At 52.1% G+C, this 23,946-nt stretch carries 20 protein-coding genes; 9 read left to right on the forward strand and 11 right to left on the reverse strand.

The features are described 5' to 3' along the window. Window positions 1–21: 21 nt before the first annotated feature. The 3 genes from OS112_04090 to OS112_04100 all read right to left on the reverse strand — a co-directional run bounded on the left by OS112_04090 (window position 22) and on the right by OS112_04100 (window position 3,202). The gene (locus tag OS112_04090; protein ID WAC05814.1) at window positions 22–1,515 is read right to left on the reverse strand and encodes an MFS transporter; all 1,494 of its coding nucleotides are present in this window, start codon (window positions 1,513–1,515) and stop codon (window positions 22–24) included. Between the two features lie 256 nt (window positions 1,516–1,771). Continuing rightward, a complete protein-coding gene (locus OS112_04095) occupies window positions 1,772–2,110 on the reverse strand; it encodes a hypothetical protein (GenBank protein WAC05815.1) in 339 nt (112 codons plus the stop codon). Window positions 2,111–2,230: 120 nt separating this feature from the next. Then, complete coding sequence (locus tag OS112_04100; protein WAC05816.1) at window positions 2,231–3,202, reverse strand: HAMP domain-containing sensor histidine kinase; 972 nt, start codon at window positions 3,200–3,202, stop codon at window positions 2,231–2,233. A gap of 65 nt (window positions 3,203–3,267) precedes the next feature. On the opposite strand from OS112_04100, the gene OS112_04105 reads away from it, so the two are divergent. Further along, the gene (locus OS112_04105; protein ID WAC05817.1) at window positions 3,268–3,879 is read left to right on the forward strand and encodes a hypothetical protein; all 612 of its coding nucleotides are present in this window, start codon (window positions 3,268–3,270) and stop codon (window positions 3,877–3,879) included. A gap of 64 nt (window positions 3,880–3,943) precedes the next feature. Here the strand turns inward: OS112_04105 and OS112_04110 are convergent, their stop codons facing one another. The 3 genes from OS112_04110 to OS112_04120 all read right to left on the reverse strand — a co-directional run bounded on the left by OS112_04110 (window position 3,944) and on the right by OS112_04120 (window position 6,660). After that, complete coding sequence (locus OS112_04110) at window positions 3,944–4,711, reverse strand: sulfite exporter TauE/SafE family protein (GenBank protein WAC05818.1); 768 nt, start codon at window positions 4,709–4,711, stop codon at window positions 3,944–3,946. Window positions 4,712–4,740: 29 nt separating this feature from the next. After that, window positions 4,741–5,304, reverse strand: a complete 564-nt coding sequence (locus tag OS112_04115; protein WAC05819.1) for a cysteine hydrolase — start codon at window positions 5,302–5,304, stop codon at window positions 4,741–4,743. A 183-nt stretch (window positions 5,305–5,487) separates the two neighbouring features. Next, window positions 5,488–6,660, reverse strand: coding sequence for a hypothetical protein (locus OS112_04120; protein WAC05820.1), 1,173 nt, complete (start codon window positions 6,658–6,660; stop codon window positions 5,488–5,490). Between the two features lie 120 nt (window positions 6,661–6,780). Here OS112_04120 and OS112_04125 point away from each other — a divergent pair, with 120 nt between their 5' ends. Next, a complete protein-coding gene (locus OS112_04125) occupies window positions 6,781–7,839 on the forward strand; it encodes a hypothetical protein (protein WAC05821.1) in 1,059 nt (352 codons plus the stop codon). A gap of 526 nt (window positions 7,840–8,365) precedes the next feature. On the opposite strand, the gene OS112_04130 is transcribed toward OS112_04125, so the two are convergent. Further along, complete coding sequence (locus OS112_04130) at window positions 8,366–13,426, reverse strand: PAS domain S-box protein (GenBank protein WAC05822.1); 5,061 nt, start codon at window positions 13,424–13,426, stop codon at window positions 8,366–8,368. Between the two features lie 36 nt (window positions 13,427–13,462). Continuing rightward, window positions 13,463–14,953, reverse strand: coding sequence for a PAS domain S-box protein (locus OS112_04135; GenBank protein ID WAC05823.1), 1,491 nt, complete (start codon window positions 14,951–14,953; stop codon window positions 13,463–13,465). A gap of 151 nt (window positions 14,954–15,104) precedes the next feature. Here OS112_04135 and OS112_04140 point away from each other — a divergent pair, with 151 nt between their 5' ends. Beyond that, window positions 15,105–15,812 (forward strand): DUF432 domain-containing protein, encoded by a 708-nt coding sequence (locus OS112_04140; GenBank protein ID WAC05824.1) that lies wholly within the window; start codon window positions 15,105–15,107, stop codon window positions 15,810–15,812. Then, entirely contained in the window at window positions 15,809–16,696 is an 888-nt protein-coding gene (locus tag OS112_04145; GenBank protein ID WAC05825.1) for a mechanosensitive ion channel family protein, read from the forward strand. Before OS112_04140 ends, OS112_04145 begins: the two co-directional genes overlap by 4 nt. Before the next feature lie 54 nt (window positions 16,697–16,750). Here OS112_04145 and OS112_04150 read toward each other — a convergent pair whose 3' ends face one another. Beyond that, window positions 16,751–16,984, reverse strand: a complete 234-nt coding sequence (locus tag OS112_04150) for a hypothetical protein (GenBank protein ID WAC05826.1) — start codon at window positions 16,982–16,984, stop codon at window positions 16,751–16,753. Window positions 16,985–17,085: 101 nt separating this feature from the next. On the opposite strand from OS112_04150, the gene OS112_04155 reads away from it, so the two are divergent. From OS112_04155 to OS112_04165, 3 genes are all read left to right on the forward strand, one after another. Then, on the forward strand, window positions 17,086–17,844 hold the full coding sequence (locus tag OS112_04155; protein WAC05827.1) for an acyltransferase: 759 nt from the start codon (window positions 17,086–17,088) through the stop codon (window positions 17,842–17,844). A 221-nt stretch (window positions 17,845–18,065) separates the two neighbouring features. Then, entirely contained in the window at window positions 18,066–20,228 is a 2,163-nt protein-coding gene (locus OS112_04160; protein WAC05828.1) for a response regulator, read from the forward strand. Between the two features lie 190 nt (window positions 20,229–20,418). Then, a complete protein-coding gene (locus OS112_04165) occupies window positions 20,419–20,817 on the forward strand; it encodes a hypothetical protein (GenBank protein WAC05829.1) in 399 nt (132 codons plus the stop codon). Between the two features lie 37 nt (window positions 20,818–20,854). Here OS112_04165 and msrA read toward each other — a convergent pair whose 3' ends face one another. Beyond that, complete coding sequence (gene msrA, locus OS112_04170) at window positions 20,855–21,391, reverse strand: peptide-methionine (S)-S-oxide reductase MsrA (protein WAC05830.1); 537 nt, start codon at window positions 21,389–21,391, stop codon at window positions 20,855–20,857. Window positions 21,392–21,519: 128 nt separating this feature from the next. On the opposite strand from msrA, the gene pth2 reads away from it, so the two are divergent. Both pth2 and truD read left to right on the forward strand, forming a co-directional pair. Next, window positions 21,520–21,882, forward strand: a complete 363-nt coding sequence (gene pth2, locus OS112_04175) for a peptidyl-tRNA hydrolase Pth2 (protein ID WAC05831.1) — start codon at window positions 21,520–21,522, stop codon at window positions 21,880–21,882. Beyond that, window positions 21,879–23,150 (forward strand): tRNA pseudouridine(13) synthase TruD, encoded by a 1,272-nt coding sequence (gene truD / locus OS112_04180; GenBank protein ID WAC05832.1) that lies wholly within the window; start codon window positions 21,879–21,881, stop codon window positions 23,148–23,150. The genes pth2 and truD overlap by 4 nt, the downstream gene beginning before the upstream one ends. Here truD and sppA read toward each other — a convergent pair. Continuing rightward, window positions 23,147–23,944: a signal peptide peptidase SppA gene (sppA, locus tag OS112_04185; GenBank protein WAC05833.1), complete on the reverse strand. Its 798-nt coding sequence runs from the start codon at window positions 23,942–23,944 to the stop codon at window positions 23,147–23,149. The two genes, truD and sppA, sit on opposite strands and share 4 nt — an antisense overlap. Window positions 23,945–23,946: the final 2 nt, after the last annotated feature.

The raw sequence follows: 23,946 nt of genomic DNA on the forward strand, positions 1-23,946 counted from the left end.
CCCCCTGCTTGATTTTTTTATTCAGATCATCCCCGTCATCGTGTCGCCCGAATCATCCCCGGAGAGGTAATCGGGATGGATTTCCTGCCGTGCGATACATGCCAGCGCGAGGATCACGATCCCGAAGATAAATGTCCAGAGAAATGCAAGGTCAAAACCGGCAGTCAGCACCTTCAATTGGATCGCCTGGGGTGTGCTCTGGGTAATGCCCCGGTGGGCTGCAATCACTGCCATGCCCTGCACAAAGATCAGGTTTGATATGGCGATCCCCAGAGTCATTGGTGCAAAACGCTCAAGGCTCGTGAGGCTGGAGACCATTCCCTGGTACTTTTTTGAAACAGAGTTCATGATCATATTGGCTATGGGTGTCACAAGGAGGCCAAGACCAAGGCCGATCACAATCAGGCTCAGGATCACAAATTCCGTTGTTGTGTTCACGCGCAGGTGTATCATCATGTAATATCCGGCGGCCAGGATGATCCCGGCGGCAATGCAGAGGGGCCTTCCCCCTGTTTTGTTATAGAGCATGCCGGCACAGATGCCGCCAGCCATCATGGCAAACGACAGGGCTGTCAGGATCAGCCCTGTGGTGGACGTGTCATACCCCTGCACATATTTTAAGTAAAACGGGAGCAGGTAGTTGACCCCTGCAAAGCTAAAAAAGATCAGCGCCATGATCAGGTTTGTCACAAGGAAATTTTTGTTAGAAAAGAGCCGCAATTCAAGCAGGGGGTCTTCCGTTTTGAGTTCATGGCGGACAAACCCCCCGAGCGTTAAGACGGCGATCACAAACCCTCCGACAATACAGGGAGATGTCCAGCCGAATGCGTCACCTTCTGACACAGAGAAAAGCAGGGCTGCAAGCCCGGTGAATATCAGTGCCGCACCGGTACTGTCAAAGCCGGCGATCCTCTGGCTGCTCCCCGGTGCCGGTATGACCTTTGCACCAAGGAGCACGGCAACAATTCCTACGGGGACATTGATGAAAAATATCCAGTGCCATGAGAGAAACTGTGTCAGCGCACCGCCGATAGTCGGGCCGATTGCCATCCCCAGTGCGGCAACGGTCATGATGATGCCCATGGCTTTCCCTTTTTTTTCCATCGGGATGTATGCGGTGACCATGGCGGGAGCAATTGCGGTCATCATCGCTCCGCCGATTGCCTGGAATGCCCGTGAACCGACAAGCATAAGAAACGAATGGAATAGGTCCGGCAGGAGACCACAGGCAAAGGATCCGACAGTAAAAATGACAAAACCCCAAAGGAAAATCTTCCTGAACCCGATCATGTCCGACACTTTCCCGAAAATCAGCACGCAGCCTGCCATCACCAGCAGGTAGGCTGTGGCAACCCAGCTCACGGTACTGGAAGAGATACCAAACGACTCTGAGATGGCGGGCAGCGCGATATTGACAATCGTGCCGTCAAGCGAGGACATAAAAATAGCAAGGGAGATGGAGACGATCAGCAGACTATCCCCGGCAGAAGAACCATTACCGGCAGAATTGTTCATTGATGACTATTGATGCGCCGGTTGCATTAGCACTTTGGTTGTGTAAGAAGGAATCCGGGGCGCAGGGAGCGGTTATAACTTTTTTTTAAAAAACGATCCTTACCTGCCCCTCTACCGGCTAATACTCTCTCCCACATTGTGTGGGAATGGGATAAAGAAATGAGGTAAAACGGCGGGGAGAGACAGGGAGGGGGGAGCACCAGAAAGGGTAACAGAATAATTATTAAAAAAAATCATCGGGTGAATAAGGGGAGTATCAATACGCCTTTGGGAAAGTGTAAGTCTCCTGGCTCATGGCAAGGATCTGATCGATATTGTCAAGGAGGCCGGCGAGATATTTCTGTACCCATTCCTCGTTTTCATATTCCACAAACGGGCGGTACGACCCCTGCACTAACGTATTCTCCTTGTCAAACCGCAGCAGCCCTATCGGGGAACCGCCCTTTTGCACCAGCTGGTTGAGCTCTTCGAGCGGGTGTCTCCGCGAACTGAAAACAAATTTTGTCTCGTCTGGGAAGCCGACGGCAATTGCGACCAGCCAGGCTTTTTTTGCCTCTGCACGCATCTCATCGATCAGGTCGGACGTTTCTCTCATCGTCTCTCTCTGGGTATGGATTGCAATTCATCGCATAAATAATTCTTCAAAAGCATCACGGGCCACAATGGAGGAGAGGTGCGCTTTTTTTAAAAAAAATTTTAAATTAAAAAATTCCGGTTATTGAATTTTTTTAATAACCCGGAAATTGCCACGGGGGATTACGATCTCAAACCGGGCGCCCTTTCCAAAAGTCCCGTTTTCATTGATCGTGATCCCGGTGATGGCGAGGATCTCCCTGCTGAGGAATAAACCAAGGCCGGAGTGTTTCCCGTGGCCTTTGGAAAAGAGCCCGGCCCGGTCTTCAGGGCTGATGCCAACACCATCGTCCTCAAAGATCATGAGAAGTGAACCGTCCTCCTGTTCCTGTGCATCCAGGCTGATGGTTGTCAGATTATCACCTCCATACCTGAGGGCATTTTCAATGAGATTGTAGAATACCTTTACCAGCAGGGGATCGGCAAAGACCTCAAGGTCCTGCCGTTTTACGTCGATGCGGATATTCCCCGGCAGCTGGTCCTTTGAGGCGGTGCTTATGATCTCAGAAACATTCTGCCATAACGGGGATTTTACCCCCATATCCTCGTAGTCCTTTGTGAAACTGATCTGGCGTTCGATAGTATCAGCGATCTTCTGCTCTTTTGCAAAAAATTCCGCAAGCTCTGCCGGCTTATCGACAGCGTCTTCACTCAACTGCAGATACGCTTTGAGTGCCATGAGCTGGTTCCTGATATCGTGCCGGGTGATCCCCGAGAGCAGATTGAGTTTTTTATTTGCTGTCCGGAGCGCATCCTCGCTGCGCCGGAGTTCCACGGTTTTTTCCAGCAGTTCGCGTTTCCTTACAAGCTGGTAATACCGGACCAGAAATGCACTGTCAGCGATGATCAGCACAAGGAGAAATGTCGTGGCAGAAAATGTGAACTGCACATCAGGCGATTGCAGGACCTGCCCGGACCACTGGACTGCAAGCCACCAGTACGGGAGCATGATCGCAGCAAGCAGTACGGCAGCAAAAAGCGCCCGTGCCGCCGGTCCTTCTGACCATTTCTGTACGACAGGCATGCAGGAAAACCTCCGCCCGAGCTCTCCCATTCGTTCAGTGATTTTGGGGGATGACCTCATATAGTATTTGTATGGATATTTAACCGGAGTGCCAGGTGACCACGCAGCCTGCTGTATCCCCGGACACAAAAGGGCGGAAAACTGTTCCTTTATTCCTGTATATCGCGCTCTTTTTCCTGCTTGTCTGTATCAATACCCTTGTCGCAAAGTTCGTGGTCTTCTCCTTTGGGATCGCTCCGGGGGCGTCCTCGTTGTATGTCGTAGTTGCCCTGATGATTGTCTTTACCTTATGGTTTGGCATGTACGGGGCTGCGGCTTCTTACGCGGGCTGTTACATCGGGGCCGGGCTCTTAAGCGGTCTCCCGCCGGATGTCAGCCTGTACTGGTCGCTTGCCGATCTCTGGCAGGTGCTCATCCCGCTCATTGCATTCAGGGCGTTTGCATGTGACCCGGCGCTGAAGACCCGGCGTGACATGGGGGTTCTTGTGGTCTTTGGCATCATTCTCAATAATGCTGCCGGTGCCGTCTGGGGTTCGGTTACTCTTGCGCTTGGTGGAACCATCCTGTGGAGCGAAGTCGGGCCGGTGTTGAATGGCTGGCTTGCGGGAAACCTCGTCGTCTGCATCGTGTTCATCCCTGCGATCCTCCATTTCTTCACGCCAATCATACAGGACCATGAGCTCTATATCAGGCGTTACTGGCATTAGGTGCCCGGAACATTGATGTTGCGATTCGGGTTAAATTAAAAAAATACCGGGGAATTCTCTCCTGTTACAGCCGCACCAGAAGGACAGTCCCTGCAACAAGTCCGATCCCGGCAACCGTCCACCGCAGCAGTTCGGGATTGATGTATCCTGCAAACCGGCCGCCGGCAGCTCCCCCTGCAAGGGCTCCTGCAGCCATCACCGCGGCAACCGGCCAGATGATCATTCCCGAGAAGAGGAAGAAGACAGCTGCGGCGACATTGGACGCAAGTGTGATGCATTGCTTGAGTGCATTTAGCCGGGTCAGGTTATCGGAAATAAAAAGCCCGAGCACGGACAGGATGATGACGCTCTGCCCCGCACCAAAGTACCCGCCATAGACTGCTGTCAGGCTGACCGGCACCAGCGCCTTTGCAGCCCCGTCATCACCGGGCAGGTGCCGGTCCCAGCTGTTACTAATCCAGTCCCGTAGCCGGTTCCGGACTGCCAGCAAAAACGAGGCGAGCAGGATCAAAAACGGGACAAGGGCCCGGAATACCTGGGCGCCGGTTACAAGCAGGAGGACGCCCCCGGCAATCCCGCCGAGGATACCGGCCGGGAGGAAAAGCCGGAGGCGCCTGCCCTGCCCTGCAAGGTCTTTTCTCTGGGCAAGCGAACCCCCGAGGTAGCCCGGGCAGAGTGCCACGGTATTGGTGATATTTGCAGCAACCTCGGGTATCCCGATCGCGATAAGGGCGGGAAAAGAGACCAGTGTACCGCCCCCGGCAAGGGCGTTGATGATCCCTGCCGCGAATGCAGCGAACCCGGCGAGCGCGAGTTCCGTTCCTGTCAGCATGGTTATTTTATCCTCTCACGCTGGCAGCTTCAGAGGACGGATGCAAGGTCCTTTGCTTTCACAATCCTGACCCCGATGTTTGCCATGTCCTCCAGATTGGCATTATGGATCTGGTCATTTCTTGCGCCGACTGCATCTTTTACCAGAGTCACCCGGAAATTATATGCGATCGCATCGAACACGGTGGTCCGGATGCAGTTTGGGGTCTGGATGCCGGTCACGATGAGGTCCGTGATGCCGAGGGTCCGGAGCATGAGGTCGAGTTCCGTCCCGATAAACGCACTCATCCGTGTCTTATGGATGACATACTCACCCGGGGCAGGAGCCAGTTCATCGATTACCGCTGCACCATATGTCCCTTCAACGGCAAAGGGCTGGACCTTAAAAAGTTCCTGCCGTATGATCTCGACATCAGAACCGTCCCTGCGGTGGACCCGCAGGATATGGAAGACGGGGAGGTTTTTTGCCCGGAACAATTCGAGTACTTCCCGGATTGCCGGTATGACAGATGTTGCCTGCGCAACTCTGAGCGGCGCATTGTCACACACAAAATCATTCTGCATATCGATGATGAGAAGGGCAGGTCGTTTCATACCATCACTCTCATAAGACTGATAGAGCGGGGTGGTAATATATGGTGCGTGTCCGCGTACGGTTCATGTGAGGTAACAGACAGGTGAAGATGCCGGAGACCGCGGGGGTCATCCGGACAATTACAGACCAGAAAAGAAGAATCAGGCTGCCGATGGCATGATTCCCCGAGGGAATAAAAAAAATTAAAAGTTCTGGCCCGAACTACCGGGAATGTACCGCTGCACTGGAGTCTGTTCCGGTTCCGGAGCCTGAACAGGTTCGGGAGTCTGTGAAGGGGTAACGACGGGGCCGATCACCGGCATATGGGTATGGTCATCGCTGCCCGGCAGGTAGATGCGATCGCCCTCGTTACCACTGCAGAATGTGACAATGTATTCGGTTAATGTATCAGGACCTGCGTTTTTACAGGTGAATGTCGAAGCTTTATCATCGTCAGCATAGCTGTAGGCAAGTTTGTAATATTTCTTGAACAGCGTCGCTGAGTTCAGGTTATCCGGCCATGTCGTTGGATCACAGTACAGGCCGCCGTTATTGTCTCTGTCCTTGAATTGCCCGTACGGTGGAATGCAGCAGTATTCTTTGTTCTCGCTTCCTGTGGCCACAAAGGAATACTTGCACGCGCTGAAAACCCCGATGGTTCTTCCGTCTTGGGTTTTATTGGCAAGCAGTGCCGCCTCAGCATTTACTACAGCGTTGAGATCCGCACCCCCGCCGGCAGCCGCGCAGTCATACTGGAAATCGGGTCTTCCGACTTTCTTGTATGTGCCCGGCTTAAGTTCAATCTGGATCGGGAGATTATACCCGTCAACGATGCTCATATCATAAAAATCCTGATCACCATACCCGTCGAATGTTATCTCGCCCTTTGTTGCCGGGAACTTGGAACTGATGCCCCCGGCCTGCAGTTTGTCCTTGTTGTCCTGATTACTCAGGGCACCGGCTGTCTCGCACTGGAGGTCATTGTGGTCATCCGAACAACCGGTACGTCCCCAGAACGCCGCCCCCCACCCCTTCTTTACGGTCAGCGAATGTGTACCTGTCGACCCTGATTCAAGCTTGAACCCCCCGCCATCCGGGAGGGCTTCACCGCTGGTGCATGATGAAGTTCCGTTGCACTTTACTTCCGGACAAACAGAAGAGGGACAGCAAAAATCCACGGAGCACTGGCATGGAGCACATATACCTGTAGGATTAGGAGATGCCGCAGGGAATTTTGAAAATGGGCCTATAATAGAGTTGACCCAGACGGGATATGTACAATGGTTCTGGAACGTTATTTTGTGATCTGCTGCAGATGCACCGGGGACAAGGGCAACCGCCGCAAGCACGAGGCAAACAACAAGTAATTCTCTCATTTCTAAAAACCTTACCTGATTGAAAATTGGATACGATGTTCATGAACGTTTCGTTTTTTACCCCATACATAAAAAAATGCCAAAAATGAAATACGGGAAGAGAATAGATCAGTTGTCTTCATGAACCGCACAGGTAATTCTGCCATCGCTCTTCTTATTGTAACCCTCTTTCTTTGCGGGTGCGTGCAGGTAACTATCAACCCCCAGATACCGGGATCTGCTGCACCCACCTCTACTATGACACCTGCGGTTGTGCCGGGTACCCCGGTGCCTTCACCGGCCCAAAGCCCAATAAAAGGTGCGGCGGAAACAACGGGGGCCCCGTCCCCGAAATTCATTATCCCGGTCGGCGACGTGTCCCGGGTCGGTCACCGGACTTTCACGTTCAACTATGCCCCTTACTCGGGCTCCCACGAGTACACCATCCGGGTGCCGGTCAATATGTCGGTGTATTACGGCGCCCGGCAGACAAAGGTTTACCTGCCGCAAAACGCCCAGGACCCTGAAGCAATCAAAGCCTACATCAGCTCTTTTGAATCTGACCCGGCAATGGAGGAGCTCTACGGTAATGTTTTGAGGGAGTTGCGGAATGCACGGTACCGGCACGGGGGATACCTCTCTGACGATGAGTATTTCGAGCTGATCGTCGCGTTCGTCCAGCAGATCCCGTTTGTGGAAAACCCGTCGCCGAAGCGCAGGTATCCCATCGAGGTTATCTATGACAAGGCAGGCGACTCGGACGAAAAGAGCCTGCTTTTGGTAAACCTGCTCGCACGCGAAGGTTATGATGTCGCCCTCATGGTATACGAAGACCTCGGGTACGAGACAACGGGGATCCGGGTTGTCGAGGAGATCCCCGACGCCTCGCTTAAGGTGTTCTCGGACGGGAAGAAGGATTACGTCTTCATCGATGCGGGCGTGCCGCGGTTCATCGGCAGCGTGCCGGATGTTTTCCTGACTGCCGATGACCCGGCGATCTACCCGGTCGGGAATGGTACGAAGAGCTACGGTCCGATCAATTATGTCTGGAAGGTTGTTGCCGATCTGAAAACGATGGTAAAGATTGGAAAGATCACCCGTTCCACGGTGATCAACCCATGGGACAAGTTCGGGACATGTTCGATGATCAAGAACTCCAAGGCATTGCAGAATACCACGTGCTACTGCTGCGACATGTGAGGCGGCTGCCATGCCGTATCAGAAATTTTTTTTGACCCCGGTAATCAATCAGGATAATATGCCAACTTAGCGCCTGAAATCTTCACGTTTTTCACACTTAATCGTTCGTGGGGGCTTTGGCTTACGCCTCGAAGAATTCAGACGAGTTCTTCTCCTGTCTCATCTCTTCGAGATTCGACAATTTAAAGAACCTTGCAGTTCTTCTCCTGTCTCATCTCTTCGAGATTCGACAATTTAAAGAACCTTGCAGTTCTTCTCCTGTCTCATCTCTTCGAGATTCGACAATTTAAAGAACCTTGCAGTTCTTCTCCTGTCTCATCTCTTCGAGATTCGACAATTTAAAGAACCTTGCAGTTCTTCTCCTGTCTCATCTCTTCGAGATTCGACAATTTAAAGAACCTTGCAGTTCTTCTCATGGCCTTCTCGTTGCCGTTTGCTCCGGTTGTCGAAAACAACTATTTTTGAGAAAAACCAGGTTGTATTGAAAGCAGGGTTTTCGACTATATTTCCTGCGTGGCATGTATGATCATTCCGGCACCGGGTTGAATGTCCCATGGGTTTTTCCTTTCTCGTCTGTTTTTCTTTTTATCGTGATTTCAAACCGGGTGCCTTCTCCGGGTTGCTGTTCGATAGTCCCGTCCAGTTGTTCTACCAGACCAATAATAAGCTTAAACCCAAGGGTATCGGTAGTGCGCCAGTCAAAATCCTTCCCAAACCCGACCCCGTTATCGCGATAGCTCAACGTGAGACCTTTTTTATCATCCCTGACGCTGATGGAAATTTCACCTTTCCTCCCCCCGGGGAACGCATGTTTGAGGGAGTTTGAGACCAGTTCGTTGACAATAAGGCCGAATGGAATTGTGGTGTTAATATCTGCAAAAATGTTAGTGGCATCAATGACAAGTCCGATGGTTCTGGGGGGCACCTTAAAGAGGGTAAATAATTGGGTAGTCAGGTATTTTATATACGGTTCCAGTTCTATTTTTGCAAGGTCTTGCGAGGTATAGAGTTTTTCATGGACAAACGCCATCGCCCGTATCCGGTTCTGGCTCTCCTGCATCGCAGCAGCACATACCTCATCTCCGATGCTCCGTGACTGCAGCGAGAGCAGGCTGATGATGATCTGGAAATTGTTCCTGACCCGGTGGTGTACCTCGCGGAGGAGGAACTCTTTTTCATGGAGTGATTTGACGATCTGCTCTTCTGCAGCTTTCCGTCCGGTAATGTCACGGGCGATCCCACGGTATCCCAGGAGGTTCCTGTTCGTATCAAAAAAAGGGACGCCATTTGTTTCGAACACAACACGCTGCCCGTCTTTATGCAGGTTAATGCTTTCCAGTCCTACGATGAACTTTTGACCCGCAACGATCTCCAGAAATATTTTTCCTGTTTTTTCTGCTTCATCAGGCGGCATCAGGTCAAACGGCGTCTTCCCGATGACTTCTTCAGGTTCGTATCCCAGCAGGTCCCTGACTTTCGGGCTGACATAGATAAATTTCCCGTCCTGGTTTACTTCCCAGACAAAGTCGCTGGTCGTTTCAACAAGGGAACGGAAGCGCTCCTCGCTCTCCTTCAGGGCGTCATCGGCCATTCCTTTCAGGATGACCTGCGATGCCGTACTGGCGATATCTTCCAGTAATTTTTCTTCCCATGGTTCGATTTTGTTCTTGCTGAAAAGCGCGATAACACCGATCGGCCGGCCTTCAGCCGAGCTGAGCCGGTACCCTGCAAATGAGACCAGCCCTAACGAACGTGCCCATTCGTGGTCGTGGACACGGGGATCGTTTATGACATCATTGGTGACAAATCCCGGGTGTTCGGCAGTTGCAACACGCCCAATCTTATAGGCACCCATGGGGACCCTGCGGTGACCGCCATCGATATGGGTATACCGCCCGGAACTGGCCATGAGATGGAGGCAGCGGGTGCGGTCCCGGCAGACATGCGGACCTTCTGTCACGGCAGCGTGCTGGCAGCCTTTTTCGCAGAGATCGGAGTCTCTAGTCATCCAGATCCGGGCAAAATCGGCATTGAAAATTTCCACGACCCCTTCAGTGATGAGTTTGAGTTTCTCATTTAGACTCAGAGCGGCAAGAAGTCCCTCTTTTACCGCGCTCAGTTTTGTAATGTGTTCGTTGATCCGCTTGCGCTCGGTGATCTCATCTTCAAGTTCGATGTTTACATGGGCAAGCTCTGCAGTGCGTTCACGGACCCGCATCTCCAGTTCATCATGGGCTTTTTTCAGTGCAGTTTCCTTATCCTTCAGTTCAGTAATGTCCCGTGAAATTCCAAGTATGGAAAAGACGTCCCCGTCCTTATCCAGGAGAGGTACAAAATGGGTATCATACCACCGGTGAGAAGAGGGAAGAGGGATCTCCATCTCAATATGTTGTGTTTTTCCCCTCTCGACAACTTGGTGAATGATGGCACTTATTTTTTCAAAGGTCTCCTGTGGAAACAGCGCCTGTAATAACATTCCGGTCAATTCTCCGGGTGATTTTCCGAACTGATCCGCTCCGAATGAATTCATGTATGAAAACTTCAAATCAGGATTAATGATGAAGATGACATCCTGCGCTGACTCGGCAAGGATACGGTACCGGTATTCACTTTGTGCAAGTGCTTTCTCTACCATCTTACGTTCGGTGATGTCAATAACAATTCCCTCGTAATGGGTGATTTTTCCATCCTTATCCCGGCGGATATGTGTATAGTCATCGATCCAGTATTCCGACCTGTCTTTTCCAAAGATTCTGTAGATTTGCTTGAATTCGTCGATATTATTCTTACTATTGTATTCCACTTCAGCAGCTACCTGCCCAAGATCATCAGGATGAATAATGGAACTGTATAAAACGCTGCCCGATACAAAATCATTAACTGAATACCCGAATTGTGAAATATTTCTGCTTACCATTTCCACCGGCCAGTTCTCTTCAGCCTTCCAGAGAAAAGCAACCGCCGGGCTCGTGTTGATAATCCTGAGCTGCTCTTCCTGCAGGTGGAGCAGTACTTCAATGCGATCCTGGGTGGCTTTCTTTTCGGTGATATCCCTGACCGTTCCCTGGAACCCTACCACGTTGCCATTTTTGTCTTTCCGGACGACTGATGTGATGAGCGTGTTGATAACTGAGCCGTCTTTTTTCCTCAGTTCAATCGGGAAGTCCCTGGTAAATCCCTTCTGCCTGATAATGTCGATATGCCGGGTTCTTTCACCGGGATTCGCATAGAGGTCACGTATGTTGACCTGAAGCAGCTCCTCCCTGCTGCCGTACCCAAAGAGCTCCACCGCCCCATCGTTGAGGTCGACCCATCTGCCGTCAGCTGTAGTGATAAACACGCAGTCACGCGAGGTATTGAAGAATGCACGGTATTTTTCTTCGCTCTCACGTAGCGTAGACTCGGCCTGCTTCAGGTCAGAGATATCGATGAAGCTTTCAAGAAGGTGGGGACGTTCATTAATGGTAATAGGGACAACCGATTTGAGGATTGGGATTTTTTCGCCATGGTGCGTCAGCAAAACTTTCTCAGATTTATCGACCGTCAGTTCCGGATCTGTAATAGGACATGCCCCGATCTCTGCGGGACAGATATAGCGGTGGCAGACCGAACCGACGATCTGGTCCTTCCGGGCCCCAATCATTCTGGCTGCAACTGAATTGAGATCGACAATAGTATGGGTTTCTGGATCGATGATTACCACGCCGGCGATCATCGATTCAAGGATCTCTTTTAACCGCCCCTCGCTCTCTGTCAGACTGATCTCCAGCCGCTTGCGGTCAGTGATATCCCGGTTGCTCACCCGTCTTCCGACAGCGTTCCCTTCAGCATCGTAGACATGCCGGCAGGCATGACCAATCCAGCGCACGGTGCCGTCCCGGTGCATAATCCTGAAATCCTTGGACAATACCTGACGGGTTTCCCATGCGACCCGGTTATGTTCCTGCATTGATGAGAGATCATCAGGATGTACAATTGTTTCCAAAAGGTTCAGATCTGCAAAAAATTCCTCCGGGGTATAACCCGTGATTCGTTCACAGGACGGGGTCATGTAGATGATCTGTTTGTCCTCTGCCTGCCAGTATTCCCAGTCGGAAGTGAAATCTGCTATGGTATGGAACTTTGCTTCACTCTCATAAATCTCCTTTTCAGCGCGTTTTCGTTCGGTAATATCACGCACAAAGACGATAAACTGCCGTTTTTGAGCCTGAAAAGATACGCTTACTTCGACATCAATTATCCCGCCGTCCTTTGTCCGGTGCCGGGTCTCAAACCGGTCTGAGCCTGTTTTAAGAATTTTCTGCATGTGCGCAACCGCAGCGTCTTTGCTCTCGTTTGCATCCTGGTCAGAAATGGATCTTCCCAGCAGTTCCTCGCGGGAAAACCCGGTCATACGGCAGTAATTGTCGTTTACTTCAATCAGCCGGCCCTTGGCATCAACAAGGTTATAGCCGTCCCGGGTTGTCCTGAGGAGGGTTGAGTACCATTCCGCATACTCCCTTGATACCTGCCCGGCCTTTTCGCGATCGGTGATATCAATGCCAATTGCAATATAATTGCCAGGGGTACCTTTGCTGTCTGGCAGGCCGCGGGTATTCCAGAGGAGGGTCTTTTTCGTCCCGTTTTTGGCAACAATTGTAGACTGAAGGTTCTCAAGATAATTGTCACGCTTAATGATCCCCGATATCTTTTCCGTAATTTCCTTACGGTAAATTTTCTCCGGGTAAAGAAGTTTCCAAACAGCGTTTGAACCGGTAACTTCGGCGGCCGCATATCCACTGATCTCTTCAGCAGCCTTGTTCCATTCGAGGATCCGGCCACGTGGATCGATCAACATCAGCCAGACGTTCGCATTTTTAATGATGCTCTCCCGTACATCGGAAAGCCTGCGCATCTCTGAGAGCATGAGCTCGCGATCGGTGATGTCGGTGACCGTCAGGACGACGCGGTGTTCAGGAAGTGCCCCGGCGGACAGGAGAACCGTTCGCGTCTCTCCGGATTTTTGGACTAGGTGCACTTCGAAATTCCGGGCAAATCCTGCGGAACTGATTAAGTCCGAACACCGGATCAGCTCCTGCCGTTCATGCCAGATTGTATCGAGGGGTTGGTTGACCAGCTCGTCTGTCGTATATCCCAGCATGCCGGCACCACGGCGGTTCACCTCCGTAATCATTCGCAGGGGCATATCGACAACGAAGATACCGTCCTCGGAGTTAGCAATAATGGTGTTGCGCTCCAGTTCCCTTTTTTTGAGGGTTTCAGAAAGGTACGAAACTACCGCTGCGATCCCGACAAAGACAACAAACCGGACAAGAGCTCCGGCTATAACCTCCATGTCCGGGAACACAAAAAATGTGACAAGGGCGACGTAGAGCAGCCCGAGCACGGCAGACAGGATTACACCTTTTTTATGGTAATGGTACGCAAGCAGGATGATCGGGAAATAATACAGGTGCATGAAGATGATCGTGATGCCATGCGCGAGACAATAGACCGTAAAGAGAAGAATAAGGACAGAAGTGCTAAGGAGAAGGACCCTCCACCCGTTTTCCGTTAATAAGGATCCGGATTCCCGGGTACCGGTCATACCAGTCATCCTCTCCTTTTGTCATTGGGAACATCATCAGGAAGCTGCATCATGATTGCCCCCCTGACCCGGCCTTTTTGGGATAATGATCTTAAATGTCGTCCCGCCTGACCGGTCAAGTTCGATTGTGCCCTGTAACTGTTCCACAAGGGAGATCACCAGCCTGAGCCCGAGGGATTTGGCATTGCGCCAGTCGAAATCTGCCGGGATACCGGGGCCGGTGTCATGAACTGTCAGCACAAGGGCACTTTCGTCCCGCCTGATGGTAACAGTGAGTTCTCCCTTTTCTCCTTCCGGAAATGCGTGTTTGAGCGAGTTCGAGACGAGTTCATTCATGATCAGGCCTATCGGGATCGCCTGATTGATGTCCACTTTTACGTCCCCTGCATCGAAAGCCAGCCGCACCATCTGCGGGTTTACCCCATAAAACCCGAACAGGTTGTCGATAAGATACCGCAGGTAATCTGCAAGGGCAACCGAGGAAAGATTTTCCGAACGGTAGAGCCGTTCATGCACGAGCGCCATCGCCTTGATACGGTTCTGGCTCTCTTTTAACGCATTCAGCACATTTTCATCGGTGATATAACGCGACTGGAGGGAGAGGAGGCTTGCAATAATCTGCAGGTTGTTCTTTACCCGGTGATGAATCTCCTTTAACAGGATCTCTTTTTCCTTAAGTGAGGCGAGGACTACCTTTTCCATCTGCTTGCGCTCGGTGACATCACGAAAAATGCCGCGGGTGTATGTTGGTTTTCCATTAACAAACCGACAATTTGCATTTCCCTCGACAGAGACCTTTTTGCCATCCTTGCTGATGAAAACAGCATCAATATCGCGAATATTCTCTCCGGACAATACGCGTTTAAAGGCTTCCATGCAATGTGACAGGGAATCCGGATGGACAAAATCCATCAATGATAAGTGAGGGATGTCTTTTTCCGAATAACCAAGCGTTTTTTTCCATGCCTTGTTGACATATTCAATTTTCCCTTCGGGCGTGACGCTCTGTATTAAATCGGTTGCATTATCGATGAAATCCTGATATTTCTCTTCGATTTCCCTCAATGCTTCTTTGGACCGCTTGCGCCCGGTAATATCCCGGACAACAGATAGCACCCGCCTCTTTCCGCCAAACTGGATGACATGTGCATTGACCTCGACAGGGATGATGACCCCGTCTTTTCTTTTGTGTTCTGTTTCAAACAGGGCTGAACCATGGGTTGCAAGCTCCGCTATGATCTGCTTAAGGGGCCGGCTGTGGTAATCCGTGGTAAAGTCAAGCGGGGTGCGGCTGAGGAATTCTTCTTTTGAATACTGCAGCATCCGGCATGCAACCTCATTTACCTCAATGAACCGGCCCGGGCTCCCGTCATCCAGAATTTCATGGATGTGAATCGCGTCGTTTATCTTGTCGAATATCTCGCGGAATTTTTCCTCCCTTTCAGATGCTGCTTTTTCTGCTGCGGGATGTACAGGTACCTGCCTGTTTTTCGTGTTTTCTGCCGGCATTCTCCGAATATCATCCATTGTCTCTTTTCCCCGGCATTTTTTGCTCTTTTTTTACCCCAGATTAATTGTTGAGGATTTTAATGCCATCCATATATATGTATGGGAAACTGATCCTGTTTGTTTATAGTTTCGTCACATTTATGATTCGCCAACCCTGATCTTCTCCATTGTGTTTGGGCGATACGAAGGGGATATTTCCTATACGGATAATTTTGTCACCATACATCTTGAACGGTCTGCAGAGATCCCGCGGTACATCCGTTCGTGCTGCGGGGAGACCGTTGAGAAGATCCTGCCTTCCGGCAGGGGTACCATCATCATCAACCCGGTAGAGCCGGTGAACCTTCCGCTCCCCCTGACCCGCCTGCTCGAGATTGCATTCCCCGCAACTGCCATTCCCCCCCAGTCAGAACAGCAGGTGTTCCTGACATTTCCTGTCGAGATGGGGGTGTTCCTTGAAGCTGGCGGTGACCTCCACGTTCTTGATATCTTCTCAAAGACCCCCACGAAGTATTCGCTCTATGGCTCGCCCGGTGACGGGCAGATCACCCGGTTTTACCAGAGCAGAATTTTTGGAAAAATACCGGTCGTCGACCATTTTTCGGAGGGAGTACTCGCGCTGACGCTTAAAAACACCTCGGCACGGACTATCGAGGTATCACGTGCTGTTTTTGACAGTCACAGCATGCACATCTTCTACGGGGAGTATGTTGCGATGACAGCAGTCATGGAGCTGTATTCACCCATGATTGCCCGGACATCCGTTGATGAGAAGCCCGCGGTTTCGGGCATGAGCCCGTGCATCGAGCTCTACATGGCACGCAGGATCCCGGCTGTGCATGGCAGGGGGCACCTCATGGAGTTTGGTGTGGCATGATTCCGGTCAACGTTTCCGCGCTGGGCGGAATGGATGCACAAAGCATGATCTACCTGATCCAGTCTGATGAGAACCTTGTGGGAACGGCAAGCCCTGTCGAACTTGTTGGGTTTATTCTTGCCATTATCATCGCATATATCGCCGGTATCTTTGCAGCCTATTACCTCAAGCGGCATTTCTCCCACCGTGTAAAAAAAGAACACCTCGATTTCTGGATCAGGGTCGTGCGGATCCTTTTTGTACTGGCTGCAATGGCGATCACCGTTCCCCCCTTCTTTGATGCCGGGCTGATTATAGTGTTCTGGATCCTCATCGGGTCGCTTGCCGTTTTTGCGCTTGCCGGGCAGAAAGTCATTGCAAATGCTGTCGCCGGTGTTGCCCTCATGTATGAGCGCCCGTTTGCCAGAGGCGATTTTATTTGTGTCGGCGAGACGTCCGGCACGGTTGTCTCCATCACCCTGTTTGCCACTATGGTCAGGACGGTTCGCGGAGTAACCGTCCACATCCCGAACGACCAGGTCTACACGACTGCGAGCAGCAACTACTACAGCAATGCAGCCCGCCGGTACGATTACGAAATAAATATCCGGTACCGTGACGACAGCGGACGGGCGGTATCCATCATTAAAGAGGCCCTGGACAGATTTACCTTTGTACTAAAAAACCCGGTACCCGAGGTCTTTGTCAGCGACCTTGCACAGAGCAGCGTTACCATCAAGATCAGGGCCTGGTTCCCTTCGGTATGGGCTAACACGCAGGATGACGTGTCGTCCCTGACCGATCTCCTCCCGCAGCTCAAAACTGCCCTTGAGAGAGCAGGCATCGAAATACCGTTCCCGCAGCGTACGGTATGGTTCGGGAATGAGATGCACCCGAAAAAATAGTGAAAACTGACATGAGAATATGTTTGGGATTTTGGTATTACCGGCCCGGCATATTCATTCGTACCCGTCCCGGTTTATGCCAAAAAAACTGATGCCAAATATTTTCTCGATCCCGTACAGGATGGCAAAAAAGAGCACTGCATAGAGGATAAAGCTGACCAGAAATCTGGGCCATCCACCGATACCGGCTGCAGTTACAATAAGGTTTGAGAGCCAGTCGGCGATGATGATTGCCGCAAGAATTCCGGCAAAAAACACAACCCATTTTTTGACCGTTTTAAAATCCATGTAAATCTATCGGTGCGGAACCTATTAAAAGATTAAAAGGGGACCCCTGCGCAACCACACCGTAGCACAATGCTCATCTCCTATGGGCATGATTACACTGTATGGCAGATCAGACTGACGGGAAAGAGACCGCAAAGTTGCTGGATGAACTCACCGGGATCATAAAGACCGGCCTTGATGCGAAAAAGACCGCATCCGTCCTGTACCGGATAGGGTGCCCGGTGCCCGAGGAATCACTGCTTGAAGAGATCAGGCTTTATGCCGAATACCTCCCGATAGCAAATGAGTACCCCTTCACCGATGAACAGCGGTACCTGCACTTTTTATGGGAAGCAATGGAACGCTCGCCCCTGTGCCTTGCAACAAACTTTGCATTCCCTTTCCGGAGGGTGCTGGCAAAAAAGCTGTTCAGGAAGTGCGGCAAAAACTTCTGCTGCGAGAACGGGGTGAGGTTCAATTTCGGGCAGTTCATTGAATCGGGCGATAATGTGTTCATGAACGCAGGTACGTTCATCGACAGCAAGGGGGGCGTCACCATCGGCAGCTCAGTCGGTATCGGGGAATATGTGCGCATCCTCACCCATACCCACTCCGAGTCCAACCATGAGGAGCGGACGTACGGGCGCGTGTTCATCGGGGATTATGCAAAGATTTACTCCGGTGCTACTATCCTCTACGGGATTAAGATCGGCGACCAGGCGATTGTTGCCGCAGGAGCAGTCGTCACCAAGGACGTACCGGCAAACCATGTCGTTGCCGGCATCCCTGCAGAGGTGATCCGCGAGCGGCATACCGAGGGAAAACGACGGGAGCAGCTGAACCACCGCTGGCTTTTTAAAAGCGCATTCCAGCAGGATTGATTGCCACTGGTGTAAAACCCTCATTTATTTTTACACTTTTTGTATGCGTTCCCTGCCGGAGACGGAAGTTCCGGTTTATATGCAGATACCCTTTTTAAAAAGCAGCACAGGTAATTCATGGGTTCGCCGATAAACAGGCATATAAAAGATTACGATATATCTCTGGATATTAAGGTCATTTCCATGAGCGCTCAAAATTATATCTTTCGGATGGTGAACACATGATCATTTTTGTAAGTGATAACCCGGAACGGGCTGAAGGTCTCCTTACCCACCTCAAACAGAAAGGGTACCTCTATTCGGTTGTTTCGGATGAAAAAAAAGCGCTCGATGCCATCAGGACGGACCGTGCAAACCTGATCCTGATCGATACCGGGTGCGCATCGTTTCATGGCTTTACACTCTGTAAAACAATCAAGGAGGATGAGGCACAAAAGGACCTCCCCGTCCTGCTGCTGACAGATCTCTGTGATGTCAGCGTGCTTCTTGCGGTGCTGGATTCCCGCGCAGATGCTTTTATTCCGAAACCCGCCGACCCGGAGGCCCTGCTCTCTGCCATCGATGACCTTGTGAAGGCGCACGAAGCAGAAAAGCCGCAGCCATCAGTAAGGACGCGGTTTGTAGTGTCCCACGAGGGGTGCGATTACTCGGTCTATGCCGACCGCAGGCAGCTCCTTGAATTCCTGCTTTCCACGTTCGAGATTGCCGTCCGCATCCGCCATGAACAGGAGAGGATGCAGGATGAACTGCAGGGGGCGATAAAGGAACTCAGCGAACGGCTCCTCGCCGTCACAGGTGAACGGGACGCAACGGTAAAGAACCTTCATATGGAGGTTGAGGAGCGGACGAAAACAATCAACAGGCTCAATGCCGCCCTGCAGGCAAAAGACCAGCAGGAAACCCTGTTGCGCACGCAATCCGACAAGTTCCTGCAGGATCTCGCGGAAAAGGGGACGGCGCTCGAGAGCACACGGCGCTTGCTTGAAGAAGAGAGCCGTATGGCTGCTGCCCTCAAAGAACAGGTTGCCGCACTTAACAAAGAGAGAGAGAGCATACAGCAGGAACAAAAAGAGCGACTTGAAGATCTTGCCGTGAATGTTGAACGCCTCAACTCGGAAATTTCCTCAAAGTCGACAGCGCTTGCACAGGAACAACTGGCCAGAAAAGGCCTTGAAGAGCAACTGGTCCTGACAGGCGGGGCATTGAAACAGGAACAGGAAAAGAACCGGGCAATTTCTGAAGAACTCGCATCAGCCGCTTCAGCGCGGGAGGCAGAGGCACTGGGCCGGGTAAAGCTTGAAGAGGATGCACAGAATCTCCGGCGGGAACTGGATGCAAGGGAGAAGGAGTCCCATGATCGGATCAGTCATGTGAGCCAGAGCCTTGCCGACATGCAGTCAGCACTGATCCAGGCACAGGATCGGCTTTCGGACGAAACCGTGGCAAACCGGGAACTCCGGGAACAGGTCGCCATTCTTACGTGTGAACGCGACCGGTTAGCCCAGTCTCACGAGGTATTCTCAGACTCTCAGGGAAAGGCACAGGCAGATCTTGAAGCGCAGTTCCATACCCTTGAGCAGGAGCAGTGCCTCCTTACAGCAGCCGAAACCGAGCGGGAAGAGCTCCGCGCAAAGTATGCAAACGTTCAGCAGTTTCTCGATTCAGCATCACGGGACATCGGCCTGCTGACCGCCGCGTTATCTGAAGAGAAGGAGAAACACAAATCCGCAGAAGACCGTCTGAACGCTGCTGTACGTGAGATGGAAGAGAAAGATCGCGTCATTCATGCTCTCACAAAAGGGCGTACAACCCTCACCGGTGAACCCGGCGGACAAAAGACGCAGTCGGCCGGAGTGATTGAGCTGCCCCCGGCCCCTTCACCACGACAGGAGCAGGCCGGGGATCAAACGCGGAAGCCGGATGATGATATTCCCGGGCCATCTCATGATCCCGCCGGACAACAAGAGCAGGAGCCTCTCCTCCCTTCGCCTTCCGTCAAGTTGCAGCTCCCGGAACCGTCACCGCCGGCCATGCTTCCAGAAACTCCTGCACCGGCCCCTGAAGGAGTGGGGGCAGAGCCACAAAAGTCCCCATCCGTTCCTGATGAAAGGGGGGCCGAACCAAAGACTGCCGAAACAATTCCCACACCACCCCCTCTTCGGCAACCGGCAGACTGGAGCATGAACCGCAACCTCTGGTTTGACATGATCAAATGGGTCCATCACACCGACAAGGTCCCCGAAGACAAGCGCAAGTCCCTTCTTTCAGACTTGATGAAAATGAGCAGGCTCGTGCAGCAGGGCAGGCACCTTACCAACCGGCAGGAGACAGAGATACGCACGCTCCTTGCAAAGATGAAGGCGCTGGGTTACCTTTTCCCGTAAAAATCAAAAACCATCCAAAATTTTTTTTGTGACAACAGGCAAAATCCGCGTTTTTCTCACGGTCGGATTTTCTCCCGGTTGAAAAACGATAACGGCGATAAAAAAATTACCATTGGGATGCCGTTCATCCGTTAAGGAAACCTATTTAGCATGCCATGGGATAATGCACCAATGAGCAAGGAGGCATACCATGACAGAACCATGGTGCAAGGGCATCTCTCCCCGGAATGAAGAGAAGATCAAGCGAGCCCTTGAATCCACGTGCGAACTCTGCAGGGATTACATACCCCTCTCCCTGCTCGAGCTGCATGGTTTTCCTTCAAAAATGAAGGGAAACGATCCACCTCCAAAGGAGCGCGAGCGGCATATCCTTGTCGTCTGCTCCCCCTGCCACCTCCTGATTCATGAAATACCGGTACCGGTTGAAAAACTCAGGGCGCTCATCAGCAGGCGGCCGTTTTCAGTACGAAAGGAAATTCTCCGTGCGCTTGGGTATATTCCCGGACCGTACTTTCCGCCCGAAGACCCTGACATTCCCCAGTCATTTGAAGATGGCCTGAATTCATCATCAGCAGGTTATTACAGATGATGCTGTGTTTTTTAAAAACGATCTGATCACGAAATACTCATGGCGTGTGATTTTTTTGGGTTAAAAGGGTTTTACCGATCCTGCATCCGGACCCTCCTCTTTTTTCATAATATCTCTGGTGGTAATCCTCCGCTCTCCAGAAAATTTTTGCCGGTATGATCTCTGTGACGACCGGATCCTCAAACCGGCCGGAACAGGCTGCCTGCTCCCTTGACGCCTCAGCCGCCGTCTTCTGTTCAGGAGTATTGTAAAAGATTGCCGAGCGGTACTGGCTGCCGGTATCAACGCCCTGGCGGCCGTGAGTTGTCGGGTCATGGATTGTCCAGAACACGTCCAGCAGTTGCGGGTAGGATATAATCCCCGGATCGAATATGACCTCCACGACCTCTGCATGCCTGGTCAGACCGGTGCAGACATCGCGATATGAAGGGTGTTCACGCGTACCACCCATATACCCGACTGCCGTACCGGTGACTCCCGGCACCCCGCGGAACGCAGCTTCGGCTCCCCAGAAACAGCCCGCACCAAATGTCGCTTTCTCCAGATAAGGGAGACGTGTTGGAATTGCCAGCATTGCATGAACCTCTCGTGATTACTATTGGAATACACCCTTGTAAAGCTCGTGATGGTGACTGGAAAATCCCCCGACTGATTTAACCGTGACACTACCTATTTGACAGGGGAGCACCAAGATCATACCCGATGGCAGACGAGCCAATTTTCAGGTACAAGCAGTGCCTGATTGTACGAAACGATATCAAAATGAGCTGCGGCAAGAAGTGCGCACAGGCAGCACACGCGTCCATCGGGGCGTATGAGCATGCCGACAAAAACCTTAAAAAAGCATGGTACAGCGAAGGGCAGAAGAAAGTGGTACTCAGGGCTGACAACGAGCGTACGCTCCATGAACTTAAAGTGATCGCGGAACGCGCTGGTATCTCCTCGTCCCTGATACAGGACGCCGGGATGACCGAAATACCGCAGGGCACCATCACCGCACTCGGCCTTGGGCCGGCAAAGAGTGAAGACCTAGACAGGATTTCCGGAAACCTTTCCCTCCTATGATTAAAAGCCCCTTCCCTCTTGAAAAGGACCTCGGCATGCGCTGGTATGCAAGCGATTCGGGAGGATTCGGGGGAAAGTTACGCCTGAGTGCTGAAGATTTTATTGTCGGGGAACTCCCGCTTCCCCAAATGCCCGGCACCGGGCCGTACCTCATCTGCCGGCTCACCAAAAAAAACTGGGAACACCAGCATGCCATAAAAGAGATTGCAAAACATCTCGGGATCAGCCACCGCAGGATCGGCTGGGCAGGCACCAAGGACCGCCGGGCAGTCACCACACAGCTCATCTCGATCTACAAAGTGGAGCCCGAATCTCTTGAACATGTCAGGCTCAAGGATATCACCCTTGAGGCTGTCGGCCGGCAGAATACCCGGCTCTCGCTTGGTGACCTGCTGGGAAACCGGTTCGATATCATGATCCGTGAGTGCGCAGCTGAGGGTCTGGAAGAGCAGGTCAAAAAAATATCCCACGATACAGAACCGGGCATCCCGAATTATTACGGCCTGCAGCGGTTCGGGGGAATACGCCCGGTCACCCACAAAGTCGGTGAACACATCCTTACCGGCGACTATGAAGGGGCTGTGCTCACGTACATCGGACTGGCATTTCCACTGGAACCGGAGAATGTACGGCTGGTCCGCACCGCATTTTTAACAAACCGCGATCCTCAGGCCGCCCTCCGGGAACTGCCCGTCGCGATGGGATATGAACGGGCGATGCTCCAGCACCTCCATAACCATCCCGGGGATTATGCCGGTGCCCTCCACGTGCTCCCCCCAAAACTCCTCTCGATGTTTGTCTCGGCGTTCCAGTCATACCTGTTCAACGAGGGACTAAGCCACAGGATAGAAGAGGGATTTTCCTTTACTGAGCCCCGCACAGGAGACCGGCTCCTCTTTGCAAACAAAAAAGAGGACATTGTTAATGCCGGGAACGCAGCAACCGCTGCACAGCACATCAGCCGCGGCAGGTGCAGCATCGCGATCTTTATGCCGGGAAAAGAGCAGCCCCGGCCGGTATCGGAGAGCGAACAATACATCACAGGGCTCATGGAAGAACGGCGTATCGGACCAGAACAGTTCCGGCACGCTTCCGTCTTTGTCAAAACAAGGTTCGATGGTGCCCTGCGCCCCATCGCACTACGCACAGAGATACGGGCCAGCACAAAAAATACTGATGTCCGGTTGCAGTTCACGCTGCCACCCGGCCACTATGCGACGACCGTTGCCCGCGAATTCATGAAAGCGGACCCGGTGCAGATGATCTAAAGGAACCCCCTGCTCCCGGCAAGCGCTTTTGCGCCGTCAATTGCATCGTTTAAATTGCCGATCTCGTCCACAATATTGATCCTGACTGCATCGGCACCGCGGATCACCCTGCCGTCCTCGATATCGGCGCGGGCGATCTGCCGTTGCACCAAAACATCGCTGATGAACTCCTCAAAGCTCGCGTCAACAATCCCCTGTGCATAGGAGAACTCATCCTCGGTCAACGGCCGCGATGACGAGCCCATGTCTTTCTTGCTCCCCGACTTGACGATACTGACATTATATCCTTCCTTGCTCATCCACCGCGATATATCGGGGAACGTCCACATCACGCCAACGCCTGCGGTAAAGGTGTCTGGGTCGGCGTAGATTTTGTCGGCATGGGCGCACACGTAGTAGGCGGCGGATGTCGCCATATCGCCCATCGAGACCACGACCGGCTTTTTTGATTTTGCATAATCGAGGTCGCGGATGATCTCCTGCGCTGCTGCAGGCGTGCCGCCAGGGCTGTTCACCCGGAGCACGATCGCCTCCACCATGGGGTCATCCGCAGCATCACGCAGCTCCCTGCCGACCTGCTCGCTTGCGGAAAAATCGTCGCCCGATTTATCACCCGTGACAAGCGTCCCTTCCATCCTGACCACAGTGACTCCTCCCCCATCGGAGTAGGAGAGAAGGAAGATGGCAATAAAGAACCCGATCACCAGGATTATGATGAACAGGACGAGCAGGATCCATGCCGTTGCTGAAGGACGTGGTGCGGGCGAACCATGGTGTTCCGGAAACAGGGCCATAG

Origin of the sequence: Methanoregula sp., from assembly GCA_026625165.1 — an archaeon.
Classification (GTDB): Archaea; Halobacteriota; Methanomicrobia; order Methanomicrobiales; family Methanospirillaceae; genus MVRE01.